Raw genomic sequence first — 23706 nt, 5'->3', positions numbered from 1 at the left:
CTGTACAAAACCGTACCGGATCGGCTTTTGCTTTGCTTGAAAAGCCCCTGAGGCGGAGATAAGAAGCCGTCGAACCGTCCGGCCGATGACACGCTCTGGCATGGACGCAAACGAGTTTGACGCCGCGCTCGCCGCAATCGAAAGACCCACCCGGTCCTTCAGGCGTGCGCCCAAGGAGGGGTCCCCATGACAGTCCGTTCGCTTTTCCTGCTACCCGGTGATGGTATCGGCCCTGAAGCCATGGCCGAGGTCCGCAAGCTGATCGACTATATGAACAGCGCGCACAATGCAGGTTTCACCGTTTCGGAAGGCCTCGTCGGTGGTTCGGCTTACGACGCCCATGGTGTGGCGATTTCCGATGCGGATATGGAAAAGGCGCTTGCCGCCGATGCAATCCTGTTCGGCGCCGTCGGCGGTCCGAAATGGGATGGCGTTCCCTATGAGCATCGTCCGGAAGCCGGCCTGCTGCGCCTGCGCAAGGATCTCGAACTGTTCGCCAATCTGCGGCCGGCCATCTGCTATCCCGCGCTCGCATCCGCCTCGTCGCTGAAGCCGGAACTAGTCGAAGGCCTCGACATCCTCATCGTCCGCGAGCTGACAGGCGGCGTCTACTTCGGTGAACCGAAGCAGATCATCGATCTCGGCAACGGCCAGAAGCGCGGCATCGATACGCAGATCTACGACACTTTCGAGATCGAGCGTATCGCCAGCGTCGCTTTCGAACTGGCCCGCACCCGCGATAACCGCGTCTGCTCGATGGAGAAGCGCAACGTCATGAAATCGGGCGTGTTGTGGAACCAGGTCGTCACCGAAACCCACGCCGCCAAGTACAAGGACGTGCAGCTGGAGCATATGCTGGCGGATGCCGGCGGCATGCAGCTGGTGCGCAAACCCAAGCAGTTCGACGTGATCGTCACCGACAATCTGTTTGGCGATATGCTCTCAGACGTTGCCGCCATGCTGACAGGCTCGCTCGGCATGCTGCCGTCCGCTTCGCTTGGTGCCCCCGACGCCAAGACGGGCAAGCGCAAGGCCATGTACGAGCCGGTCCACGGCTCGGCACCCGACATTGCCGGCAAGGGCATTGCCAACCCGATTGCCATGATCGCCTCCTTCGCCATGTGCCTTCGCTACTCGTTTAGCATGGTAGACGAAGCTTCCAGACTGGAGACGGCGATTGCGAATGTGCTCGACCAGGGCATCCGAACGGCCGACATCATGGCCGATGGTTCCCGTCAGGTCAGCACCGCCGAGATGGGCGACGCGGTTCTGGCCGAATTCAAGGCGCTTTCGGCATAAGATTTGAAACAGGCTGGGCAGGCGGCACGGTCGCCTGCCCATCTTCCTTCGGGAGAAGATGCTCGTAACGCCTGTCGGTCAGCGTCTTCAGAAATGCCACGATGGCGTTCACCCGCTTATCATCCAGCGCCGGTGCCGATGTCAGCTCCGTCATGGCGATATTCTCAGGGACCTCGGGTGCATCCCAGGTCTTGCCGGTTTCCGGATTGATCTGACGGCTGGGCTTTTTGCTCTTATATTTCACATAGAACAGCACGACCGTGCGCAAATCCTTGAACACACCATTGTGCATGTAAGGACCGGTCACGGCGACGTTGCGCAGCGTCGGCACCTTGAACTTGCCGCGCTGGGCAGGATCGCCGGCGACGGCGGGGTTCTGCGCCAGACCGAGATCGACTGCGCCAGGCTTCGAACCATTCGCAGCCCTGACGGATGTATTGGCAGGCACACCGATGTTGAAATATTTGTGGTTGGTGAAGAGGCCGTCTTCCAGACCCTTGGCACCACGGATTTCGTGGCAGGTATTGCAATTGGTGAACTGCGTCGAGGAAATCAGCACGCGACCCAGTTCCTCCTGATCGGTAAGCTTTTCTTCGCCGCGCAGGAAACGGTCATATTTGGAATCGAAGGTTGAGAATTCGGCCGAACGCTCGAAGCTCGCCAGCGCCCTGGTCATCGCGGCATAGGCGGTTTCGTCGCTCTGGAACACATCCTTGCCGAACTGCGTGCCGAAGGCCGCGACATAGTCGGGGTTTTCCTTCAGACGTTTGACGACGGATGCCTTGTCCGGCATGCCCATTTCGATAGGGTTGAGCGGTGGCCCGCCCGCTTGATCCTCGAGCTGCGAGGCGCGACCGTCCCAGAATTGTCCGCCGACATACTCTCCTGCTGCATTCTTGCCGAAAGGTGGCGTGAACTTCGCGTAGGCTGCCGTTGGCGCATTGCGATCGCCAAGCGAGATACCGTCATCACCGAGCGAGACATCCCGCCCCACCTTGTCGCTCTCCCGCGCATCGGAAAAGCCGGCGGCCTGCATATGGCAGGTGGAACAGGCCATCGTCCGGTTCATCGAAAGATTGGGATCGTCGAAGAGCGCCGCGCCGAGCTTTTCCAGTGTCGCATAGTCCTCGCCCCCGTGGGCATCCATCGCTGAATGGCCGACTGGCACCATCGAGATGCTCATAACAAGGACGGCAAAGACGAGAAAACCGGGTTTGACCATAGGCAGGCACGCTCGATATAAATGCGCGATATCAATTTCGGGTTGGACAATGCAGTGGGCCTAGTCGCTCACCGTCACCGGCCACGAAGAACGCAATACCGCGGTTCCCCATAGGCTCTTGCAGACCTATAGCACTTTCCCGTGATCGGCACATAGAAACTTTCGCTGGGCGCTCCACTTTGCCGCAGCCGCACCGATTCAGTTCATCAATTGCCTCTGGCGATCGCGTGGAAAAATGTGCCGGAGACACTTCCTCTCCTGCCGCCCGATGGCCCGAGCGGCCGGCCCTGCCCATCGGCAATCTGGGCAAATGGCTCATCACGACCGGGATCGGTGACGCGGGCGTAATGAAATTCGTGGCCGCGCAGCACAACACCAGCCGTACCAAGCGGCCCATCTGCCGCAATAGTCGCCTGCCGGTAGCCAAGGTTCATCTTGCGCGTGGCAAAGCTGGTGGCATGCGACAGAAGCCCGGTCATCGGGTGGTTGACGCCGTCGGCATCCTCCAGCGCCTCGCCGAGCACCATGTAACCGCCGCACTCGCCATGAACAGGCTTTGCCGCAGCAAATCTGGCGATCCCCGCCTTGAAACCAGCGGCATCGGCGAGCTTGCCGGCATGAAGCTCGGGATAACCGCCCGGCAGCCAGCAGATATCACAGCTGGCGTCGGGCGCCTCGTCCGCAAGCGGCGAAAACGGAATGATCTCTGCACCTGCCGCGCGCCAATGCGCTTTAATGTGCGGATAGAGAAAGGTGAACGCTGCATCCTCGGCCAGGGCAATGCGCTGGCCGGGCGGAGCGATGGCCATCTCTCCCGAGCCGGCAGGAACATTCACCGGTGCCGCAAGGGACAGCAGAACGTCGAGATCGATGGACTTCTCCATCACATCCGCCAGCCGTTCGATGTGGGCTTCAATTTCCGGATGTTCGCTGGCCTGTACCAACCCCAGATGTCGTTCAGGAAGGACGAGCGACGGGTCTCTCAGCACACATCCGGCGACGGGAAGGCCGATCTTTTCGATAGCCTCCGTGCACAACGTCCGGTGTCTTTCGCTGCCCGCCCGGTTCAACACAACGGCGGCCATGGTCACCGCAGGATCGTAGTGGGCAAAGCCATGAGCAATGGCGGCCGCCGTTTGCGACTGGCCGGACACATCCAGCACCAGAAGCACGGGAATGCCGAAGAGCCGCGCCAGATCCGCCGCCGATCCGGTGCGATTTTCCGCTCCCGGGATGCCGTCGAACAGGCCCATGGCGCTTTCAATGAGAACAAGCTCCGCATCCCCTGTCTGTTCGGAAAACAGATAGCACAGCAAGTCCGGCTGCATGGCCCAGCTATCGAGATTAAGGCCAGGTGTGCCTGTCGCAAAAGCGTGGAACCCCGGATCGATGTAATCCGGGCCGGTCTTGATGCCGCGCACCTTGATGCCGCGTCGGGCAAAAGCGCGAAGCAGGCCGATCGTCACGCTTGTCTTGCCTGAGCCGGAGCGTGGAGCGCCAATGATGATTGCCCGCGCCGTCATGAACCGAAAACCCCGAGGCGCGACCGCATCGAAACGATCTCGCCGATAACGATCAAAGCCGGCGCTTCGAAATTTTCCCGGATTGCATCGTCAGCTATGCTCTCCAGCTTTCCGATGAATATCCGCTCCTGCGGAGTGGTGGCGGACATGATGACCGCGACCGGCGTGTCGCCGGAACGTCCACCCTGCATCAGAAGCCCGGCAATCGTCCCGATATTCTTGAGCCCCATGTAAACGACGATGGGTTCGCGGGTCTTCGCCAGTGCCAGCCAATCGAGGTCCTCTTCTGTGCCCGCTGCATGGCCGGTTGCCAGCGTCACGGCGCGGCTGATGCCGCGCATCGTCGCTGGAATTCGCGCTGACGCAAGGGCGGTGAAGGAGGACGTCATGCCAGGCAGAATACGAAAAGGGATGTCGGCGGCAACAAGCGCCTCTGCTTCTTCACCCCCACGTCCGAAAACGAACGGATCACCGCCCTTCAGCCGCAAGACCTTCTTTCCCTGCCGGGCAAAATCGATCAACGACGCAGTGATATTGTCCTGTGTCGCGGAAGGCTTACCGCCCCTTTTGCCGGCAAAAACGATCTCGGCCTGCGGCCCAAGGGCAACGACATCATCACTGACCAGCGCATCGCGCACGATGACGTCGGCCTGGGAGAGCGCCAGCGCCACTTCCAGCGTCAGATACCGCACATCACCCGGCCCGGCGCCTGCCAGCCAGACGTGCCCGCTCTCGAAAACGGGGCTGTTTGCGGCGATGCTGTTTATGATCTTCGGTATCGACATTCTTCCCGGCTGCTTTTTAACGATGACTGAAAATGCCGTCGCGGCTATAGAAATTCACATGGATACGGATGGAAAGACCCTTCGCCGCGGCTGGACCACGGGAACCTGCGCGGCGGCAGCCTCGAAGGCGGCCTGCGCCGCCCTTCTGACCGGCGAGTTTCCTTACCCTGTCGAGGTCGAACTTCCAAGCGGCGCACGACCTGCATTTTCCCTCGCCACCGAGGAAAGGGGTAAAAACTTCGCCCGTGCAGGGGTGATCAAGGACGCGGGCGACGATCCCGACGTTACCCACGGCGCGTTGATCGAAAGCACAGTGCGGCCGGGGAGGCCGGGAAGTGGCGTCACTTTCAAGGCAGGCAAGGGCGTCGGCACCATCACCCGGCCGGGCCTGCCGCTGCCGCCCGGGGAACCCGCTATCAACCCTGTACCGCGACGGATGATCGAGGCCGCCATTCGCGAGGTCGCGGGAGACGATGCCGATTTCGAGGTGGAGATTTCCGTCCGCGATGGGGAGCGGCTGGCTCAAAAAACCCTGAACGGCAGGCTCGGCATCGTTGGCGGAATTTCTATCCTCGGCACCACGGGTATCGTCATTCCCTTTTCCTGCTCGGCCTGGATTCACTCCATCTGGCGCGGCATCGACGTCGCGCGGGCAACCGGCTGCACTCATCTTCTCGGCGCTACCGGCGATACATCCGAAAAAGCCGGGCAGGCGCTTTACGATCTGCCGGAAACCGCGCTGATCGACATGGGCGATTTTATCGGCGGCATGTTGAAGTATCTGCGCAGCCATCCGGTCGAGCGGGTGACGATTGCGGGTGGCGTTGCAAAGATGACCAAGCTCGCCCAAGGGATGCTCGACGTGCATTCCAAAAAGGGTCTGGCTGATCTTGACGCGCTGGCGGAACTGGCGACAGAAGCCGGGGGGGACGAAAATCTCGCAATGGCCATCCGTGAAGCCAACATGGTCGCGCATGCCTTTCAGCTGGCAGACCGGGCCGGCATAGACCTCGGCGCAATTGTCGCGGAAAAAGCGTGGGTGACTGCAGCGGCAGCGCTGAAAACCCCCGCCATTGCTCTCGATATTCTTGTATTCGATCGTCAGGGTGCACTGAAGGGGCGCACCGCCTCCACACCGTCGCATCAGTCCGCGGCATCCTCCTTTGGAGACCGGAACCGCCGGACGTAATCGGCGCTATAAAGCGCACTTTCGCGAAAGTCAGTCGCGGCAAGTCCACGACCGACGAAGATCAGCGCGGTGCGCTCCACCGGCTCGGCGGCGAGCTTTCCCTCAATATCGAACAGCGTTCCCCGGATAATGCGCTCATCCGGCCATGAAGCGCGAACGACGATGGCGACCGGACAATCGGAGCCATAAAGCGGTGTCAGCTCTTCCACCACCTTGCCGATGGCATGAATGGCAAGATGGATGGCGAGCGTCGCGCCCGTTTGGCCGAAAGCCTTCAGCGTTTCACCGTCAGGCATTTTCGATGCGCGCCCTGAAATGCGCGTCAAAACAAGGCTCTGCGCCACTTCCGGCACCGTCAGCTCCCGCTGCAGGGTGGCGGCGGCGGCGGCAAAAGATGGCACGCCCGGCGTCACGGTGTAGTCGAGGCCAAGCCGCTCGAGACGACGAATCTGTTCACCCATTGCGCTCCAGACGGAAAGGTCGCCGGAATGAAGCCGCGCGACATCCTTGCCAGCTTTTGCAGCAGTCACGAATTCCGCCTCGATCTCATCGAGCGAAAGAGCTGAAGTATCAACGATACGGGCGCCCGTCGGGCAATAATCGATTAGCGCTTTCGGAACCAGCGAGCCCGCATAAAGGCACACCGGGCAGGCCGCGATAAGATCGCGCCCGCGTACCGTGATGAGATCCGCAGCGCCCGGACCAGCGCCGATGAAGTGAACGGTCATTCTTTTTCTCCCTCTTCGATGGCGCAACCATTCTCGGCTAAGGCACCATCGGTCGTCGCCATCGCCACTGTTACGTTGCCAGCCACGAGACGCGGCGCGACCAGCCTTCCATTCTTTCCCGCTGCGGCAAGCGCTGCCGCTTCACTGACACTGGGCGAACCGGAATGATCGAGGCTCGCGCGCGATTGCGTGAATGTTTTAGATGCAACGGCATCCAGCCGCGCCTGCGGGATGATTTTCAGCGGCAGCGACAGGTTTTGGGCCGCCTCCACCAATCCGGCCTCCCCGGCTTTGAGAGGGGCCGATGCCAGACACTCGGCCGCCATGCCAAAGGCGTTTTCCGCAACGCGGATGGCGGCGACGACGGCATCGGCGCTCACGCCCTTGCGACAACCTATGCCGGCCACGGTCACCATGGCTTGACCCAGCTCCACTGCGTCACCGGCATTGCCGGGCGCCAGCCCGACATGGTGCCGACGGGCGTGACCCGCGCCACGTCGAGCCGGATCAACGAACCGCCAAGCCGGGCATGGGCGGCAAGCAACATGGCTTCCATCTCCAGCGTGACCGCATTGGCAACCAGCCGCCCGCCGGGCTTCAAGGCCGCCCGCGCAGCGTCCATCACGCCCGCTTCACTGCCGCCGCCGCCGATGAAGATCGCGTCCGGCGCGGGCAAGCCTTCAAAGGCTTCAGGGGCCGCTCCGATCAGGACTTCGAGCCCCGGAACACCGAAGGCCTCAGCATTGCGGGCCACACGTTCGGCCCTATCCGGGTGCTGCTCGATGGCGATAGCGCGAAGCGAGGGGTGCGACAACATCCACTCGATCCCGATTGAGCCTGAACCGGCGCCTACATCCCACAGCAATTCGCCCCGCCGGGGAGCGAGTGATGACAGTGTCACGGCTCGAATTTCACGCTTGGTGATCTGCCCGTCATGTTCAAACAGGGCGTCATCGAGACCGCGGCCGAACGGCAGGACACGCGCACCCTTGGCCTCGACAACCTCAATCGCGACCACATTCAGCGGGTCTATGTCTTCAAGGGCGAAATCGGCCGCCCTGACCTGCCGCCGCTGCTCTCGCTCTCCGCCGAGCGCTTCGAGCAAGATGAATTTCGATTGGCCGAAACCGAGGTCAGACAGCAAATTGGCAATCAAAGCCGGGGCATGCGCGTCAGACGTCAGGGCAATGATGCGCGCACCCGCATGGAGATGCGGCCGCAGAAGATCGATGGAACGACCGTGCAACGAAACGCACTCAGCTGATTGCAGGGCCCAGCCAAGCCGCGAAGCCGCGAGCGAAAAGGCAGAGGGCGAGGGATGGCAAACCGCCTCGTCTGCCTCGATTTGCCGCAAAAGCGTGACGCCGACCCCAAAAAAGAACGGATCGCCTGACGCTAGCACACAGACTCGCCTGCCGCGCAGCGCAACGACATCGCTCACCTCAGTATCAAACGGCACCGGCCAGCGCTGAGCTTCACCGCGAATAGCCGCGGCTGCCAACTCCAGATGGCGTTTGCCGCCGAAAACCACCTCGGCCGCTTCAATCGCCGCAATCGCCTTGCTGCCCAGTCCTGTCAGCCCATCTTCACCTATGCCGACGATGGAGAGCCACGGCTTTTCTTTCTTTTCTTTGGACGCCCTATTTTTTATGGAAGCTCGTCCCGTTCCGGAATATTCAGACATCATGACACGCTCCATACTCATCCTTGGCGGCACGGCGGATGCCCGGATACTGGCAGGCCGGCTGGCGCAGGAATCCGGTTATCGTATTCTGCTCTCCATGGCTGGCAGAACACTTTCGCCTGTCGAACAGCCGGTGCCGATGCGCAGTGGTGGCTTTGGTGGCGCCGGCGGTCTTGCGGATTTCCTTCGCAGCGGGGGTTTCGACATTCTCGTGGACGCAACTCATCCCTATGCGGCGAGAATTTCCGCCAATGCCGTTGAGGCGGCGCGGCTCGCCAAAGTTCCGCTTGTCGTCCTTTCCCGGCCTGCCTGGCAGCGCCAGCCGGGTGAAACATGGCATGAGGTGAGCAGCGTCGAACAGGCCGTGGCCGCCCTCGGAAGCGAAAGCAGGCGCGTGTTTCTGGCTTTGGGACGGCAGGAGCTTCTTCCTTTCGAAGCCGCACCCCAGCACCATTATCTCATCCGCAGCGTCGACCCCGTGGATCCGCCTTTGGCCCTCCCGCAGGCGCGGTATATGACGGCGCGCGGTCCCTTCGCGCTGGAGGATGAAATCCGCATGCTCGCCGAGAACCGGATCGACATTCTGGTTTCGAAAAACTCGGGTGGCAGTGCGAGCTATGGCAAGATCGATGCTGCGCGGCGGCTGCGCCTGCCCGTCATCATGATCGAGCGGCCGCAGCAGCGAAGCGACCCATCCACGAGTGCTATCACGGTGTCGGACATTCCCGCTGCGCTCACCGCCATTGCCCATCAGCTTTCTCTTTTCGAAGAACGCGGTGAATAAACGAGCGGGTCCTTGCCGGGACGTTCAATCAGACGGGTTTCCACCGAGCCGACGATGATACAGGTGGCCATGTCAGCCATATCGCTCGCCGCATCGATGAGCGGCACGACGCGGATACGCTCGTCTTCCCGACCAGCCGCACGGCCGAAGATAACCGGCACCGACCCCGGCAAATGCGCCCTCAACAGATCAAAAGCGGTACCTAGCTGGTGCGGCCGCGCCCTGCTAACGGGATTGTAGAAGGCCATGACGAACCCGGATTCCGCCGCCGCGATCAGCCGTTTTTCGATGATACCCCAGGGTTTCAGATTATCCGACAGCGATATGGCGCAGAAGTCATGTCCGAGCGGCGCGCCGGCCCTTGCCGCAACCGCGAGCATCGCCGTCACGCCCGGTATGACGGAAAAATCGATCTCGCGCCAATGCGCTGGCCCCTTTTCAATGGCCTCGCAGACCGCAGCCGCCATGGCGAAAACACCGGGATCACCGCCCGAAACCACGCAAACCTTGCCGCCCTCGGCCGCAAGCCGCAGAGCCTGCTCGGCGCGGGAAATTTCCTCTCGATTGTCGGAGGCATGGCGACGCTGGTTCGGCCGAAGCGACAGCCGCTCGATATATGGAAAATAACCGAAAAAATCGTCGGAATCCTCGACGGCAGCGAGCGCTTCCGGCGTTATCTGGCCCCGTTTGCCTGGGCCAAGACCGACGACGACGAGCCTGCCCGTCATGGCTTTTCACCAGCCAAGGGTCTTGTTTTCCATCCAGGAACCAGAACCAGCGAAAAATATGGAGCAGGCGACGCATCTCGCTCGACAAGCCGCACCGCATGGCTGTTGGCCATGGTGCCGCGCTCGACGTAAAGCGCGTCTTCGAGTTTACCGGCCTTTTCCAGCGCCCGGCGGATTTTCGGCAAATTGCGTCCGACCTTCATGATCACCGCCCCATCCGTGCCGGACAGGCGGTCCGTCAAGACGTCTTCGCCGAGCGTGCCGGGAAGCACGCTTAAAATGTCGTCGCCTTGCACCAGCGGAAGTCCAGCCATGGACCAGCATCCCGACATGGCAGTGATGCCAGCCACGACCTCCGCGGGATAAGACGGCGCCAGCCGCAGATGCAGGTGCATATAGGAACCATAAAACAGCGGATCGCCTTCGGAGAGCACGGCAACATTGCGCCCGGCCTCGAGATGCAGGGCAATATCCTTCGCCGACTGATCGAAAAAAGCCGCGATCGCATCCCGGTATTCCTCACCGTTTTTGTCGCTTTCGACGGTGACAGGGTAAACCAGCGGCATTTCCAGCGTGCCGGGACGAATAAAAGCTTCGACAATGCCGCGACCGTTCCCGCTGCTTCCCTTCTTGCAGAAAAAGGCAAGAACATCGGCATTTTCGATGGCCCGCACGGCTTTCAGCGTCAAAAGCTCGGGATCGCCGGGGCCGGTGCCAACGCCAACAAGCTTGCCCACGGGGCGTTCGAGAAGTGCCGCGCTCAAAGGCCTGCCCTCGCAACCGCGTTGATCGCAGCGGCGGTCATGGCCGAGCCGCCCAGGCGCCCCTTGACGATAGCATAGGGAATAGCGAGCGAACTTGCCTCCAGCGCGTCCTTCGATTCTGCCGCACCCACAAAACCAACGGGCATGCCAATGATGGCCGCCGGGCGGGGAGCGCCATTTTCCAGCATCTCAAGGAGATAGAACAGGGCAGTCGGCGCATTTCCGATAGCGACCAGGGCGCCGTCCAGCCTCTCCGCCCATAGATCAAGTGCGGCGGCGGAGCGTGTATTGCCGATCCGTTTCGCAATCTCGGGCGTGCGCGCATCGCGGAGGGTGCAGACAACCTCATTACTTGCAGGAAGACGGGCGCGCGTCACGCCGTGGGCAACCATTTCCGCATCACAGAGAACAGGTTTGCCAGCTCGTAGAGCACCGCGTGCAGCGGCGACGAAATCCGGTGAAAAGCGGAAGTGGGTTGCCGCTTCCACCTGCCCACAGGCATGGATCATGCGAATGGCGATATCTGCCTGTTCATCGCTGAAGGCGGACAAATCCGCTTCTTCACGGATGATGGCGAAGGAGCGCTCATAGATCGCATTGCCGTCGTGAATATAGTCATAGTGGGTCATCAGTCATCCTGTCGAAGCGCCGCAACGATTACCCCTTCGCCCAGCCGGGCAAGAAAGGCAGCGGCGTTTTCTCCGGGCTTATGTTCTTTTTCGTAAAGACGGGCAAGTCGCGAAAGCGCCGTCCTGCGATGCTGAAAAGGCAAAATGCCGTGAGGCAAGTCGCCGGCACGGCCCGAAATGGAAAATGCCAGGCCTTCGGCGGTGCCGGAAAGTGTCAGAAGCGCCGTTCCGGGATGCGCACATCCCTTGCCGCAGCCGGAAATATGAAGCGTGAAAGAGCCATCCAGCAGGGAAGGGCATTCTTCAGCCGCGAATGCTGCAAGCTCATGGGTCGGAAAGAAAGCAGACCCGCATCTGGGTGCCCCCGCGCACACGGCAACCGAAGAGCGCGCGTCCCGAACAGCAGTGATAAAACCCGTCTCGCGCGCCACCGCGAGCAAGTGGCCGCAGGCCGTCACAGGACCGAAGAATAGCATGTTATGGTTCGGCGATGGCCGCAACGTTTCGATACCGAGCGCACCAGCCTGCTCGCAGAGCTTCGCCAGCCCGGAAGCCGGGAGTTGTCCGAAAGCAGGGGCTATACCCACACCAAAGCAATCCACTGCCGTCGTCATCAGTCCCAGTGGCAGAGACTTATCAGCGGTTTCATCGGCAACCTCCACATCCAGCAGGCGATCGCCACAGATCGACCTCGTCGAAGCATGATCCAGATCGCGGCCGCGGGCAAGCGGTCCTCGGGCAGCCAGATGGACAAGCAGGGAGACGACGACATCCGCCGCCGCTTGCGTCTCCACCAGTCCCACTCTCGTTGCCGTCGGCTCCGGCCCGCTGAGCATCAATTGCCAGAGGGTTTTGCCGCTGAGCGATGCTGCCTTCAGGCGAATATCGGCGACCAAACCGCCCATGGGCAGGCGGCCGCCCCCATCGACGACAACCGACATCTTGGCGGCAAGTTTTTCATGAAGTCGAAGCCTGCCAGCCTCTTGCCGAATTGCTGCGGCGAGCGGGCGGGCATCAATTACTTCCGTATCATCCCGACCGGCGAGAGGCGAGGTCTCGACCGCAAGTCCGTGACGAAGCGGCAGGTCCAGCGCCAGCACGTCCTTCTCCAGCGCAATCGCACTGTCGGGCGTCAGACCGCGAAATTGCAGGCCACCGCGGGCGGTGATGTCGATCAATCCGTTGCCATGTCGCTCAGCAAGTTGGCAAAGCGCCGTCATCTCCCGCGGGGAGATATCGGCCTCAAAAGCAATTCGCGACAAAAGTCCGTCGCCGGTCCGCATGGGGGCGGAAAGGGCGGGGCAGACGCCACGGCGGCCAAACGGCTGAACGGTATCGGCGGCGACGGCCATCAGGCCTTTCTCCTTTCGGAAAAGGGCAGGATCAGCATCTCCAGTTCGGCATCAACCGCATTTCGGCGGCTGTGCCACAACCCACGACGGCGTGCGGATAAAAAGCGTTCTGCCATGACCCGCGCGGCTGTCGGGTTTTCCCGCAGAAGAAAGTCGCGCACGGCCTCGTCACCCAAATAGGCGTCATAGAGGGATTCGATGAGAGATGAGGACACGACATGCGTCGTCTCCGCAAATCCGATCAGACGGTCGACAGTTTCAAGCAATTCCGCTGCACCCCGCGGCCCATGCCGCATCTGGCCGGCGATGAAGCGCGGGTTGACGGCGCGTGCGCGCACCACCCGCGTCAGCGCCTGGGAGATCGTCCGCGCACGCGGGCGGGCCGGGTCGGTCGTATCCAACGCGACGATGTCGGCAATATCTCCGAGCGCAGCCTTCGCCGCGGAAAAACCGCCGATGAAGGCGACATCGGAAGAACCGTCGAGCAGATCCCGACCGGGATCATCGCCGGTGTGAACGAGAAGATCGGCCCGGCGCACCAGCTCGGTAAAGCCGGCATCTTCAACGATGTCGAGCCCATCGGCGCCGCCAAAAGCATGGTTCGCAGCCTCGAGATATGCCCGCCCCAGCTCCTCGCGTTCATCCCAGGTACCGCTCGCCAATTTTTCCTCAATACCGGCGCCATAGGTGCCGGGCGCGGAACCGAAGATGCGCGGGGGAATACGCCCGAGTGCCGCGGCCTCTTCCGCCAGAGGATTATCGCCCGGCGCTTCATCCCGGCGCGCGACTGTTTTGGCAGCGGCGTCGAGAAGCGCGATCAGCGCTGGAAACATATCGCGGAACAGGCCGGAAATGCGGAACGTCACATCAACGCGCGGTCGCCCGAGGCTGGCCGGCGGCAGAACCTCGATACCGGTGACGCGGCCGGTCGCGGGATCATGCATCGGACGTGCCCCCATCAGATGCAACGCCTGCGCCACATCCTCGCCGCCGTTACGAAGACTGGCGCTGCCCCAGAGATCGAAGACGAGGCTTTTCGGCCACTCACCATGGGTTTGCAGATGATGACGCAATATCTCTTCCGCTGCCATTTTACCGAGTTCAAATGCCGTCGGCGTCGGCATGGTGCGGGGATCAGCGGCATAAAGGTTGCGACCGGTAGGAAGCACATCAAGCCTTACGCGCGCGGGTGCACCGGAAGGCCCGGGCACGATATGGTGGCCGTCGAGCGCGGCAAGCAGGGCGGCTTTTTCCGATTCGGCGCTCTGCCACCTCAAAGGATCGGTCTCATCCTCGTCACAACGTCCGAACACATGCTGGCCGTCCTTGATCGCGAAGTCCTTGAGGTCGCATAGAAAGGCATCGATGCGCGACAGCGCCGCATCCGGATCATCCTTCGCGGCCACACCCGCATCGGCCGCAAGCCCGGTCTCCAGCGCCTTTTCAACAATCAGTTTTGCCAGCCGGTCACGCCGGCGTCGATCCAGCCCGTCAGCCTGCGCATACTCATCGACCAGTTGCTCCAGCGCCGACTGCTCCGGCGAAAGCCCGGCATTGACGAGCACGGGAGGAACATGCCCGATCGTTACGGCCGCGATCCGCCGCTTTGCCACCGCCGCTTCACCAGGATTTGACACGATGAAGGGGTAGACGACAGGCAATGAGCCGGTGACGATTTCGGGGAAACAATCTCGCGAAAGCGCCACCGTCTTGCCAGGCAACCATTCCAGCGTGCCGTGCGCACCCACATGGACGATGGCATGGGCATCGGCCACCCGCTGCATCCATACACCGAAAGCAACAAGGGCATGCCGGGGCGGGAGCGCCGGGTCATGATAATCCACCCGTCTATCCTCATTGCGCCCGCGGTCTGGCGCAAGCGCCACAATCACATTGCCGAAACGGGCGGCCCGAAACCGAAAAGCGCCTTCCCTCAACCCCTGGTCATCGCCTGCAGCGCCCCACGTTGCAGTAATTGAAGCGGCGGCTGCCGGCGGTAGTCCGGAAAGAAACTTCTCATAAATGGACAGATCGACCGTAGCTTCCTGCGCGTCGACCCGTTCGAGCAGTGTTCGAGCCGTTTCGGGAATGTCCTCCACCGCATAGCCCGCCTGCTTCAGATCGCGCAATATTTCGAGAACGCTTTGCGGCACATCGAGACCGACGGCGTAGCCGGTTCGCCCCGGCGCGGCACCGGGATAGTCAGGCATCAGGACAATGATCCGGCGATCCCGAGCAGCAGCACGCCGCAAGCGCAACAAAGCGGCAATGCGGTTTGCCACTTGTTCGACACGGTCAATCTCGGGGACATTGATCAGGCTGGTGCCACCCATGCGCGCCTGTTTGAATGAGATCGCACCGGCGAGAATCCGGCCATCCAATTCCGGCAGGACCACATGCATCGCAAGATCGGAAGGGTTGAGACCGCGGGCGTTTTCCGCCCAGCCATCCCGTCGCGTCGTTGCCATCACCACTTGAAACACCGGAATACCCATCCGGTCGAACAAGGTTGCCCCGTCATCATCCGTCTGACTGCCAAAAGCGGTCGCTGCAACGATGGCGGCGGGCGCAATATCGGGCAACACGGTCGCGAGAAAACGGATCGCCTCGCGATCCTTCAGGCCGCTGACAAAAATCGGAACGGGCGCAAAGCCGCGGCGCGACAGCGCCTCATACAGGGCATCCACGGGCGCGACATCATTCGCCAAAAGCATGGAGCGATAAAAGAGAATGGGCAGAACCGGCGCGCCGACGGCAAAGCCGGCACAGGCTTGCAACCTGTCCACCACGCCTGAACCCGGGCGGTAAAAACCGACTTTTGGCAACGGTTCGGCCATGATCTCCGGCCAAACCCCATCCCTTGCTAGGGCAGCAAGACCGGCGGCAAGGCGGCGCATATTTTCCTGCCCGCCCTCGCGGAAGAACGAAAGAGCGGACACTAAAATGTCTTGACCGACGCTTGAAGCAGCCTCCAGTTTTTCGTCCCGCTCGCTGCATTCGCCCGGCAGGAGCAGAAGCCTGATGCCACGTCGCCGCGCGAGCATGGAAAGCTGGTCGACGCCGTAACGCCAGCGCTCCGCGCCGCCGAGAATCCGGATAAGGATCACGCGCGCGTGCTCCGCCGTCTTTTCGATCCAAAGATCGACCGACATGGGATGCCGAAGCTCTGACAAGTTGGCGCAGGAGAGGGTGGTCGACGCTTCCTGAGCTTGTCGCCAAGCCTGTTCCAGCCCCGCCAGATCGCTTGCTGAAAAAGACAGCATCACCACATCTGAGCGGGGCTGGTTGAGGTCAACCGGCTCGATCAGGTCGTCTAGAGACGATGATGTGGTGGCAAGAATATGCATCTAAAGCATGTCCATCAGACGTCTGTCGCTGCTTGCGCCCGGATAAATCCGTGTGTCAGGCAGCCAGCATCTGCTCGATCTTCTCACGGTTGATACCCTTTTCGCCGATGACGACAAGGCGGCTGCGGCGCTCTTCACCTGCGGCCCACGGCCGATCGTAATAGTGGTTCACGCGGCTACCGACGGCTTGCACCTGCAACCGCATCGGCTTGGTGGATACCTCGATGAAGCCCTTGATACGCAGGACATTCTCAGCCGCTGCCGTTTCGGCAATGCGAATCGCCAGGGCTTCCGGATCGGTCACGGCAGGCAAATCGATGACGAAGCTGTCGAAGTCATCATGCTCGTGGTCAAGTTCGCCGTCATGGTGGGTGCGGCGGTTTTCAATATCGTCTTCGACGGCAAGGCCAAGGCCGATCAGCACGGCCGGGTCGATGGCGCCATTGGAGGCCACGACGATCTTTGCCGCCTTCGGCAGATGGCCGAGAATATGCGCCTTGGCCTTCTCCAAACCAGCAACGTCAAGAAGATCAGCCTTTGTGAGCACGATGAGATCGGCGCAGGCGACCTGATCCTCGAAAACCTCTTCGACAGGGTCATCGTGGTCGAGCGCTTCGTCATTGGCGCGCTGGGCGGCGAGCGCCTCCATGTCGTGAGCCACCTGGCCCTCGGCAAGTGCAGCCCCATCCACCACGGCCACCACGGCATCGACAGTGACCCGGCTCTTGATGGCCGGCCACTGGAAGGCCTGTACCAGCGGCTTGGGCAGGGCGAGACCCGAGGTCTCGATGAGAATGTGCTCCACCTTCGGCTGGCGGCTGAGGATTTGTTCGATCGCAGGCTGGAAATCATCCGCCACCGTGCAGCAGATGCAGCCATTGGCCAGCTCGACGATGTTTTCCTCGGGGCAGCTTTCAATGCCGCAGCCTTTAAGGATTTCGCCGTCAATGCCGATGTCGCCGAACTCGTTGACGATGATGGCGAGCCGCTTGCCGTCAAGTTTTTCGAGAAGGCCGCGCAGCAGCGTGGTTTTGCCAGCCCCCAGAAAGCCGGTAACGATGGTGCAGGGAACGCGGTCCATTAGGGTGCTCATGATCTCTCCTCGGTAAAATCGAAAGGGGGAATGCGCGCGACCATGCCGCGCTTTAAGGATTCGGGGCGGCCGCGCCACGGCATCAGGCCATCGGAGGCAGCAGCAAGCAGTTTCGCCCCGGCCAGCAAATCATCAGCGCCGTCGGTTGTCAGCCCACCAAAGACGTAGGACCAGCCGTCGGCGCTGCGCAGCACGGCGCTGAGGCCGCGCTTGCAATTGGCAAGGCAGTTGACGGAACGAACCGTGACACCCGCTTCCTCAGCCTTAGCCATGACGGCTTCGACGAGGCGCGAACCTGGGCGCGGTTCGGCATTGGGATCGGCTTCATCACGGCAGCTTCTGCAAATGAAAACGGTCACGCCGGGCGCCGTTTCGTCCTGCGTATTTCCGCTGGTGGAAGAAGATGTCGCTGAAATATCCAAGCCGTATCGTTTCCCGCGCCTTGCAAAAATCTTGGGGTGCGGATTCAAAGACGGCACGCGGGTGGCCGCAAGCCGAACCTTCGAACGAACCGACTGACCGGAGCACCCCGCCCGGCAGACGTTTTTCCTGAAACGGCAGGTCTCCTGGCTCGCGGCTTGACGCCTTGGCACCGCCTTCCCGAACCCCTTGCGGGTCCAGTGGCTTTACGGTGCGGGCTTACCGCTTACAGTTGCGGGGGCAGCCACGGAATGACCCAACGTTGGGGTGGAACCGTGTTCCCTCTTAGCTTTTCCCGTTGCCGCGAAAAGACCGTCAGTCCCTTACCCTTAGGCTGAACGGAAGCATGGGTCAATGCCGCGAGCCATCGGCACAGCAGATTGCCGGGTGCGGCAAATTGGGTATAGTCGCCGCTCCTGTGGCGGGCGACTCCGCACAGGTGGAAGAAGAGGAAATTGAATGACACGCGACATCAGCGCCAACGAAGCCGAGCGCCACCGGCAGAAAATGGTCAATCGCAAGACGGTGCAGGACGCCGAGGTTGCTGAAAAGACGATCGAAAAAGGTCTGCTGATGATCAACACGGGTCCCGGCAAGGGCAAGTCCACAGCGGCCTTCGGCCTCGCCCTGCGAATGCTCGGCACCGGGCGAAGGGTCGGCATCGTTCAGTTCATCAAGGGTGCCTGGTCGACAGGCGAACAGCAGGCCCTGAGCTTGTTCGGCGACAGGATCGTGTGGCGCACCATGGGCGAAGGGTTCACCTGGGACACGCAGGATCTGAAACGTGATGTCGCAGCGGCTACGAAGGCATGGGAGGAGGCCAAGGCTCTGATGGCCGATGAAACGATCGGCCTTCTGGTTCTGGACGAACTGAACATCGCCTTGCGTTACGACTACCTGCCGTTGGCGGAGGTTGTTGAGACACTGTCCAGCCGCCGGCCGGATTTGCACGTCATCGTCACCGGCCGCAATGCCAAGCAGCCGCTGATCGACGCGGCGGATATGGTGACGGAAATGACCCTCGTCAAACACCACTTCAAGGCGGGCGTGAAGGCGCAGGCGGGGATTGAATTCTGACATGGTTGCACGGGTGCTGATGTTTCAGGGAACGGGCTCGGATGTCGGCAAATCGCTGATGGTGGCCGGCCTTGCCCGCGCATTCACCCGGCGCGGCCTCTCCGTCGTGCCGTTCAAGCCGCAGAACATGTCGAACAATGCCGCTGTCACCGCGGATGGTGGCGAGATCGGCCGTGCGCAGGCGCTACAGGCGCGGGCAGCGGGCGTGCCGCTTTCCGTGCACATGAACCCGGTGCTGCTGAAGCCGCAGAGCGAAACCGGCGCACAGGTGGTCGTGCAGGGCAAGATCATCGGTAACGCCAAGGCGGCCGATTATCAGCATATGAAGGCCGGGCTGATGCCGCGCGTGCTTGATAGTTTCGAGCACCTGAAACAGCGCGCCGATCTGGTGCTGGTGGAAGGGGCAGGCAGCGCCTCGGAAATAAACCTGCGCGCCAATGACATCGCCAATATGGGTTTTGCCCGGGCAGCCGATGCGCCGGTGATCCTGATCGGGGATATCGACCGCGGTGGCGTCATCGCCAGCCTCGTCGGGACCAGGGCGGTGCTCGACGTCGATGACGCGGCGATGATCGAAGGTTTCATCGTCAACCGATTTCGAGGCGATCCGGCGCTGTTTTCCGATGGCATGCGGATCATCGCGGAAAAGACCGGCTGGGCCTCCATCGGCCTTCTGCCGCACTTTGCCGATGCGAGAAAGCTGCCAGCGGAAGATGCGCTTGGACTTTCCGGCCCGGCAAAGCCAAAACAGGGCGCAAAAATCCGCATCGCCGTGCCGATCCTACCGCATATTTCCAATTTCGACGATCTCGATCCTCTCGACATGGAACCGGATGTAGAACTGATCCGCGTGCGGCCAGGTGAGACGATCCCCGCCGATTGCCGGCTGGTTCTGCTGTGCGGTTCGAAATCCACCATTGCCGATCTCTCCGTGCTGAAAGATGCGGGCCTGGACATCGACATAAAGGCGCATGTGCGCCGCGGCGGCTACGTTCTCGGCCTTTGCGGCGGCTACCAGATGCTCGGAAAAACCGTTGCCGATCCTGACGGCATCGAGGGACCGCCGGCGACTGTCGAGGGGCTCGGCCTGCTTGATGTCGACACGGTTTTGACGGGTGACAAGCGGCTCGTTTCCGTTCACGGCGCAAGTTTTGATGGCGTTAGTTTATCCGGCTATGAAATGCATGTCGGGGAAACCACGGGAATAGCGGGCGAACTGCCGTTTTCGACGATCAATGGACATGACGATGGCGCGATCTCACCCGATGGCCGTGTCTTCGGCACCTATATCCACGGTCTTTTTGCGGATGACAGCCAGCGCAGCGCATGGCTGGAGCGTCTCGGCGGGCAGGGCACCGACCTGAATTATGATGCGCAGGTGGATGCGGTCCTCGACCGTCTGGCTGCTCATATGGAGCAGCACCTCGATCTCGACAGGTTGCTTGCTATAGCGCGATAAGGATCGCCAGAAGTCCGAACAGGCCGATCAGCAACAGATCCGCGATCCGCGCCAGCCGCAATGCCTTGCGAATATCACCGGCAACCAGCACCGACCTTCCGCCTTCGCCCATGAAACGCGCTTCGATCATCTGCCCACCATAAGAGCGGGGGCCCGCGAGCGCAAAGCCGAGCGCACCGGCCATGGCCGCTTCCGGCCAGCCGGCATTGGGGGAGCGATGATGGTGCGCGTCGCGGCGTATCGCGGCAATGGCATCGCGAGGGGATGCGCCCTCCACGAAAAATGCTGCGGCAACGAAGAGAAAGCCGCTCAGTCTCGAGGCCGGCAGATTGACGAGATCATCAAGACGGGCGGAGGCCCAGCCGAAGGCCTCGTGACGCGGGGACCGATGGCCAATCATGCTGTCGGCCGTATTGATTGCCTTGTAAGCAGCCCCGCCCGGCAGGCCCAGCAGACCAAGCCAGAGGGCCGGCGCAACGATACCGTCGGAGAAATTCTCCGCCAGACTTTCGATCGCTGCGCGGCAGATTGCAGCCTCATCCAGCCGTTGCGGATCGCGGCCGACAATCATCGACACCGCCTTACGGCCGCCTTCGACACCCTCCCGCTCCAAAGCGGTGGCGACAGCCTCAACATGCTGTTCAAGACTTTTCTGCGCCGGGAGCGACGCGCCGAAAACGGCAAGCAGCAAAAAACCCAACGGCAGGAAAAGCAGAACGGACTGAGCAGACCAGGCGATGAGCAGCGTCAGCCCGACAAAAACCGCGAGCGCCGCCACACCTGCAGTTTTGCGCTGTGAAAATGACGCACTCTCCCGGTTCCATTTTCTGTCAATGAGCGCGATAAGCGAACCGATCCAGGTCACGGGGTGCCCGATGCGCCGGAACAGCCAGTTCGGATAGCCGGTGACGCGTTCGATCAAGAGCGACAGGAAAGCGAGAGCAAAGAACATGGGCGAGACAGTACCAGATAAGGCGAAAGCTGCGATCCGTCACGGCGGCAATCTCGGCAAGGCGCGTCTGATGTTTCCGGAAGCACCTGAACCGTGGATCGACCTTTCGACCGGGATCAACCCGCACTCCTACCCGCATTCGCCCATTCCCGCCAGCGCATTTGCCCGCCTGCCGGAACCAAGTGCAGCAGAGGAACTGAAACAGCTGGCAGCAGCCCATTTCGGCGCGCCATCCGCGCGGCATGTAACGCTCTCTCCCGGCACCCAGATGCTGATGCCTCTGCTCGCGCAGATCGCCATCGATCGTGGAGCCCATAACGGTGCCGTGCTTTCGCCCGCTTATGCGGAACATGCCCGGACCGCGCGGATGGCGGGGCTTACCGTTACGGAAGTGGAAAACATCAGCGAGCTGTCGACCTACGGCTATATCGTGGTGGTCAATCCAAACAACCCCGACGGTCGCGTCACCAATCGCGACGCTTTACTCACGCTCGCCCGGGCGAGAGGTCGCGAAGGCGGCTTTGTTGTCGTTGATGAAGCCTTTATCGAAACGGGCGTCGCCGACAGTCTCGCGGATGCGACCAGTGACGACGCGCTGGTAGTCCTGCGATCTTTCGGCAAATTTTACGGCATGGCGGGCGTGCGCCTGGGTTTTGCCATTGCGCATCCCGACATCGCGGCCGAACTCGAGGCAAGGCTTGGCCCATGGGCGGTTTCCGGCCCGGCGCTGCATATTGCGACCGAAGCGCTGGCGGACAAGGCGTGGCAATCATCCATGCGTCTGCGGCTTGCGCAGGAGGCACGACGCCTCAACGAAATGCTGAAAAAGGCGGGGTTAAAAATCGCTGGTGGCACGTCCCTCTTCACACTGGTGCGGGATGAGCGTGCCAAGGCACTGTTCAACCGTCTTGGCCGTCGCGGCATTCTGGTGCGTATCTTCGATGAAAGACCTGATGACATGCGTCTCGGCCTTCCCGGTAGCGAAGCGGAATGGCAGCGCCTCGAAGAAGCGCTGCTCGCCTTCAGTCATCCTTCGAAAGTGTAGGTCTCGATCGACTCCGGCTTCATTTCGATGGAGAAGCCCGGCAGTTTCGGCGGCATGTAAGCGGCGTTTCTGATGTCGCAGGGCTCGATGAAGTGCTCGTGGAGATGATCGACATATTCGATCACGCGGCCCTCCTTGGTGCCCGACACCACCAGATAGTCGATCATCGACAGGTGCTGCACATATTCGCAGAGGCCGACGCCGCCAGCATGCGGCCAGACCGGCAAATTGTATTTGGCGGCGATCAAGAGAACCGCCAGTACCTCGTTCAGGCCACCCATGCGGCAGCTGTCGATCTGCACGACATCAATCGCGCCCTCGGCGATGAACTGCTTGAATATAATGCGGTTCTGGCACATTTCACCGGTTGCCACCTTCACCGAGCCAATAGCGGCACGGATCTTGCGATGGCCCGCAACATCATCCGGGCTGGTAGGCTCTTCGATGAAGAAGGGCTTGGAAAAGGCGAGCTTGTTGACCCATTCGATCGCCTGATCTACTTCCCATACCTGATTGGCATCGATCATCAGGTAACGGTCGGGACCGATCACCTCACGGGCAATGGTGAGGCGGCGAATATCGTCCTCCAGATCGCGGCCGACCTTCATCTTCACATGGTTGAATCCGGCATCGATCGCCTCCTGGCAAAGACGGCGCAGCTTGGCGTCGTCGTAACCCAGCCAGCCAGCCGACGTCGTATAGCAGGCATAACCTTCGTTCTTCAGCGTCTCGATACGTTCCTTCTTGCCCGCATCGGCCTTTCTGAGGATCGCCAGCGCATCGTCGCGGGTCAGCACGTCGGTGAGGTAACGATAATCGACAATATCGGCGATTTCTTCCGGGTTCATGTCGGCCACGAGCTGCCACACCGGCTTGCCGGCCTTTTTGGCCAGCAGGTCCCACACGGCATTGACCACGGCACCGGTGGCGAGATGCATCGCGCCCTTATCCGGACCGATCCAGCGCAGTTGGCTATCACCCGTCAAATGTCGCCAATATTTGCCGGGGTTTTCGGTGACGGTGGCAAGATCGGTGCCGACGACCAGGTGCCGCATCGCTTCGATGGCCATACAGCAGATGTCATTGCCACGGCCGATGGTGAAGGTCAGGCCATGGCCCTTCAGGCCCGGCTCGTCGGTGTCGAGAATGACGTAAGCCGCCGAATAATCCGGGTCGGGGTTCATCGCGTCAGAACCATCAAGGCTCTGGGAGGTCGGGAAACGCAGGTCGAAAACACGCAGATCTGTAATTTTGGTCATGGCCGGTTACTCGCGGTCAGTGTCAAAGAAAATCGTTCAATCGAGGTGGAAGGTCTCTTCCATCATCGCCCACCACTCGCCTTCCTTTCGGCTTTCGAGCGGTTGCTGGCAGGGAATGGTGAAAGACCACCATTCCTGGTTCTTGGGGCTAGCCGCCATTTTCGCCATGTCGGCGCTGAAATCTTTGCCGTGATATTCCCAATAACCAAAAAGCAGATTTTCCGGCTCACGCAGGAAGATCGTGTAATTGCGGATATTGCAGTCGCTGATCAATGCCAGAACCTCCGGCCAGACAGCGGCGTGCAGCCTTTTATATTCCGCGATCATCTCAGGCTTGACGCCGATGACCATGCCCATTCGCTGCATG

General features: G+C 61.2%; 22 protein-coding genes and 1 riboswitch. Of the genes, 6 read left to right on the top strand and 16 right to left on the bottom strand.

Annotated features, from left to right (window positions below):
- The first annotated feature begins 186 nt into the window (after positions 1–186).
- Complete coding sequence (leuB, locus tag AT6N2_RS10670; RefSeq protein ID WP_209086609.1) at positions 187–1299, top strand: 3-isopropylmalate dehydrogenase; 1113 nt, start codon at positions 187–189, stop codon at positions 1297–1299.
- Here leuB and AT6N2_RS10665 read toward each other — a convergent pair.
- From AT6N2_RS10665 to cobA, 3 genes are all read right to left on the bottom strand, one after another.
- Entirely contained in the window at positions 1280–2521 is a 1242-nt protein-coding gene (locus tag AT6N2_RS10665) for a cytochrome-c peroxidase (RefSeq protein WP_209086606.1), read from the bottom strand. The genes leuB and AT6N2_RS10665 overlap by 20 nt on opposite strands.
- Positions 2522–2727: 206 nt before the next feature.
- Complete coding sequence (locus AT6N2_RS10660) at positions 2728–4044, bottom strand: cobyrinate a,c-diamide synthase (RefSeq protein ID WP_209086603.1); 1317 nt, start codon at positions 4042–4044, stop codon at positions 2728–2730.
- Positions 4041–4829 carry a uroporphyrinogen-III C-methyltransferase gene (gene cobA / locus AT6N2_RS10655; RefSeq protein WP_209086600.1) on the bottom strand — a complete coding sequence of 263 codons (789 nt, stop codon included), beginning with the start codon at positions 4827–4829 and terminating at the stop codon, positions 4041–4043. Before cobA ends, AT6N2_RS10660 begins: the two co-directional genes overlap by 4 nt.
- Before the next feature lie 58 nt (positions 4830–4887).
- On the opposite strand from cobA, the gene AT6N2_RS10650 reads away from it, so the two are divergent.
- Positions 4888–6018 carry a cobalt-precorrin-5B (C(1))-methyltransferase gene (locus AT6N2_RS10650; protein ID WP_209086596.1) on the top strand — a complete coding sequence of 377 codons (1131 nt, stop codon included), beginning with the start codon at positions 4888–4890 and terminating at the stop codon, positions 6016–6018.
- Here AT6N2_RS10650 and cobM read toward each other — a convergent pair.
- From cobM to cbiE, 3 genes are read right to left on the bottom strand one after another with little or no spacing between them, the layout of a single operon-like run.
- Positions 5973–6746: a precorrin-4 C(11)-methyltransferase gene (cobM, locus tag AT6N2_RS10645; protein WP_063951524.1), complete on the bottom strand. Its 774-nt coding sequence runs from the start codon at positions 6744–6746 to the stop codon at positions 5973–5975. The genes AT6N2_RS10650 and cobM overlap by 46 nt on opposite strands.
- Entirely contained in the window at positions 6743–7162 is a 420-nt protein-coding gene (locus AT6N2_RS10640) for a cobalamin biosynthesis protein (protein WP_209086593.1), read from the bottom strand. Before AT6N2_RS10640 ends, cobM begins: the two co-directional genes overlap by 4 nt.
- Entirely contained in the window at positions 7156–8433 is a 1278-nt protein-coding gene (gene cbiE / locus AT6N2_RS10635; RefSeq protein WP_209086590.1) for a precorrin-6y C5,15-methyltransferase (decarboxylating) subunit CbiE, read from the bottom strand. The genes AT6N2_RS10640 and cbiE overlap by 7 nt, the downstream gene beginning before the upstream one ends.
- On the opposite strand from cbiE, the gene AT6N2_RS10630 reads away from it, so the two are divergent.
- The gene (locus tag AT6N2_RS10630) at positions 8432–9214 is read left to right on the top strand and encodes a cobalt-precorrin-6A reductase (protein ID WP_209086587.1); all 783 of its coding nucleotides are present in this window, start codon (positions 8432–8434) and stop codon (positions 9212–9214) included. The genes cbiE and AT6N2_RS10630 overlap by 2 nt on opposite strands.
- Here AT6N2_RS10630 and AT6N2_RS10625 read toward each other — a convergent pair.
- From AT6N2_RS10625 to AT6N2_RS10595, 7 genes are read right to left on the bottom strand one after another with little or no spacing between them, the layout of a single operon-like run.
- The gene (locus tag AT6N2_RS10625) at positions 9181–9942 is read right to left on the bottom strand and encodes a precorrin-3B C(17)-methyltransferase (RefSeq protein WP_209086584.1); all 762 of its coding nucleotides are present in this window, start codon (positions 9940–9942) and stop codon (positions 9181–9183) included. The genes AT6N2_RS10630 and AT6N2_RS10625 overlap by 34 nt on opposite strands.
- Complete coding sequence (locus AT6N2_RS10620) at positions 9939–10706, bottom strand: precorrin-2 C(20)-methyltransferase (protein ID WP_209086581.1); 768 nt, start codon at positions 10704–10706, stop codon at positions 9939–9941. The genes AT6N2_RS10625 and AT6N2_RS10620 overlap by 4 nt, the downstream gene beginning before the upstream one ends.
- Positions 10703–11335, bottom strand: a complete 633-nt coding sequence (locus AT6N2_RS10615; protein ID WP_063951529.1) for a precorrin-8X methylmutase — start codon at positions 11333–11335, stop codon at positions 10703–10705. The genes AT6N2_RS10620 and AT6N2_RS10615 overlap by 4 nt, the downstream gene beginning before the upstream one ends.
- Complete coding sequence (gene cobG, locus AT6N2_RS10610; protein ID WP_209086578.1) at positions 11335–12687, bottom strand: precorrin-3B synthase; 1353 nt, start codon at positions 12685–12687, stop codon at positions 11335–11337. The genes AT6N2_RS10615 and cobG overlap by 1 nt, the downstream gene beginning before the upstream one ends.
- Entirely contained in the window at positions 12687–16034 is a 3348-nt protein-coding gene (gene cobN / locus AT6N2_RS10605) for a cobaltochelatase subunit CobN (RefSeq protein ID WP_209086575.1), read from the bottom strand. Before cobN ends, cobG begins: the two co-directional genes overlap by 1 nt.
- Positions 16035–16089: 55 nt before the next feature.
- Entirely contained in the window at positions 16090–17127 is a 1038-nt protein-coding gene (gene cobW, locus AT6N2_RS10600) for a cobalamin biosynthesis protein CobW (RefSeq protein ID WP_209086572.1), read from the bottom strand.
- Positions 17124–17549, bottom strand: a complete 426-nt coding sequence (locus tag AT6N2_RS10595; RefSeq protein ID WP_063951533.1) for a DUF1636 family protein — start codon at positions 17547–17549, stop codon at positions 17124–17126. Before AT6N2_RS10595 ends, cobW begins: the two co-directional genes overlap by 4 nt.
- A gap of 117 nt (positions 17550–17666) precedes the next feature.
- Positions 17667–17879: riboswitch (cobalamin riboswitch) on the bottom strand.
- A gap of 127 nt (positions 17880–18006) precedes the next feature.
- On the opposite strand from AT6N2_RS10595, the gene cobO reads away from it, so the two are divergent.
- A complete protein-coding gene (cobO, locus tag AT6N2_RS10590) occupies positions 18007–18624 on the top strand; it encodes a cob(I)yrinic acid a,c-diamide adenosyltransferase (RefSeq protein ID WP_209086556.1) in 618 nt (205 codons plus the stop codon).
- Between the two features lies 1 nt (position 18625).
- Positions 18626–20083: a cobyric acid synthase gene (locus AT6N2_RS10585; RefSeq protein WP_209086553.1), complete on the top strand. Its 1458-nt coding sequence runs from the start codon at positions 18626–18628 to the stop codon at positions 20081–20083.
- Here AT6N2_RS10585 and cbiB read toward each other — a convergent pair.
- Complete coding sequence (gene cbiB, locus AT6N2_RS10580) at positions 20070–21035, bottom strand: adenosylcobinamide-phosphate synthase CbiB (RefSeq protein ID WP_209086550.1); 966 nt, start codon at positions 21033–21035, stop codon at positions 20070–20072. The genes AT6N2_RS10585 and cbiB overlap by 14 nt on opposite strands.
- On the opposite strand from cbiB, the gene cobD reads away from it, so the two are divergent.
- Positions 21034–22080 (top strand): threonine-phosphate decarboxylase CobD, encoded by a 1047-nt coding sequence (gene cobD / locus AT6N2_RS10575; RefSeq protein WP_209086548.1) that lies wholly within the window; start codon positions 21034–21036, stop codon positions 22078–22080. The genes cbiB and cobD overlap by 2 nt on opposite strands.
- Here cobD and AT6N2_RS10570 read toward each other — a convergent pair.
- Both AT6N2_RS10570 and AT6N2_RS10565 read right to left on the bottom strand, forming a co-directional pair.
- Positions 22062–23339: an L-fuconate dehydratase gene (locus AT6N2_RS10570; protein ID WP_209086545.1), complete on the bottom strand. Its 1278-nt coding sequence runs from the start codon at positions 23337–23339 to the stop codon at positions 22062–22064. The two genes, cobD and AT6N2_RS10570, sit on opposite strands and share 19 nt — an antisense overlap.
- A gap of 36 nt (positions 23340–23375) precedes the next feature.
- Complete coding sequence (locus tag AT6N2_RS10565; protein WP_144578362.1) at positions 23376–23705, bottom strand: L-rhamnose mutarotase; 330 nt, start codon at positions 23703–23705, stop codon at positions 23376–23378.
- Position 23706 lies beyond the last annotated feature (1 nt).

Source organism: Agrobacterium tumefaciens (genome assembly GCF_017726655.1).
GTDB classification, from domain to species: domain Bacteria; phylum Pseudomonadota; class Alphaproteobacteria; order Rhizobiales; family Rhizobiaceae; genus Agrobacterium; species Agrobacterium tumefaciens_B.
The sequence above is the reverse complement of the archived record's forward strand: the minus strand, read 5'-3'. Positions and strand labels throughout refer to the sequence as shown.

Coding starts and splice junctions, on each gene's coding strand:
- leuB (WP_209086609.1), top strand. CDS start 187: ATGACAGTCCGTTCGCTTTTCCTGCTACCCGGTGATGGTATCGGCCCT.
- AT6N2_RS10665 (WP_209086606.1), bottom strand. CDS start 2,521: ATGGTCAAACCCGGTTTTCTCGTCTTTGCCGTCCTTGTTATGAGCATC.
- AT6N2_RS10660 (WP_209086603.1), bottom strand. CDS start 4,044: ATGACGGCGCGGGCAATCATCATTGGCGCTCCACGCTCCGGCTCAGGC.
- cobA (WP_209086600.1), bottom strand. CDS start 4,829: ATGTCGATACCGAAGATCATAAACAGCATCGCCGCAAACAGCCCCGTT.
- AT6N2_RS10650 (WP_209086596.1), top strand. CDS start 4,888: ATGGATACGGATGGAAAGACCCTTCGCCGCGGCTGGACCACGGGAACC.
- cobM (WP_063951524.1), bottom strand. CDS start 6,746: ATGACCGTTCACTTCATCGGCGCTGGTCCGGGCGCTGCGGATCTCATC.
- AT6N2_RS10640 (WP_209086593.1), bottom strand. CDS start 7,162: ATGGTGACCGTGGCCGGCATAGGTTGTCGCAAGGGCGTGAGCGCCGAT.
- AT6N2_RS10630 (WP_209086587.1), top strand. CDS start 8,432: ATGACACGCTCCATACTCATCCTTGGCGGCACGGCGGATGCCCGGATA.
- cbiE (WP_209086590.1), bottom strand. CDS start 8,433: ATGATGTCTGAATATTCCGGAACGGGACGAGCTTCCATAAAAAATAGG.
- AT6N2_RS10625 (WP_209086584.1), bottom strand. CDS start 9,942: ATGACGGGCAGGCTCGTCGTCGTCGGTCTTGGCCCAGGCAAACGGGGC.
- AT6N2_RS10615 (WP_063951529.1), bottom strand. CDS start 11,335: ATGACCCACTATGACTATATTCACGACGGCAATGCGATCTATGAGCGC.
- cobG (WP_209086578.1), bottom strand. CDS start 12,687: ATGGCCGTCGCCGCCGATACCGTTCAGCCGTTTGGCCGCCGTGGCGTC.
- cobN (WP_209086575.1), bottom strand. CDS start 16,034: ATGCATATTCTTGCCACCACATCATCGTCTCTAGACGACCTGATCGAG.
- cobW (WP_209086572.1), bottom strand. CDS start 17,127: ATGAGCACCCTAATGGACCGCGTTCCCTGCACCATCGTTACCGGCTTT.
- cobO (WP_209086556.1), top strand. CDS start 18,007: ATGACACGCGACATCAGCGCCAACGAAGCCGAGCGCCACCGGCAGAAA.
- AT6N2_RS10585 (WP_209086553.1), top strand. CDS start 18,626: ATGGTTGCACGGGTGCTGATGTTTCAGGGAACGGGCTCGGATGTCGGC.
- cobD (WP_209086548.1), top strand. CDS start 21,034: ATGGGCGAGACAGTACCAGATAAGGCGAAAGCTGCGATCCGTCACGGC.
- cbiB (WP_209086550.1), bottom strand. CDS start 21,035: ATGTTCTTTGCTCTCGCTTTCCTGTCGCTCTTGATCGAACGCGTCACC.
- AT6N2_RS10570 (WP_209086545.1), bottom strand. CDS start 23,339: ATGACCAAAATTACAGATCTGCGTGTTTTCGACCTGCGTTTCCCGACC.
- AT6N2_RS10565 (WP_144578362.1), bottom strand. CDS start 23,705: ATGCAGCGAATGGGCATGGTCATCGGCGTCAAGCCTGAGATGATCGCG.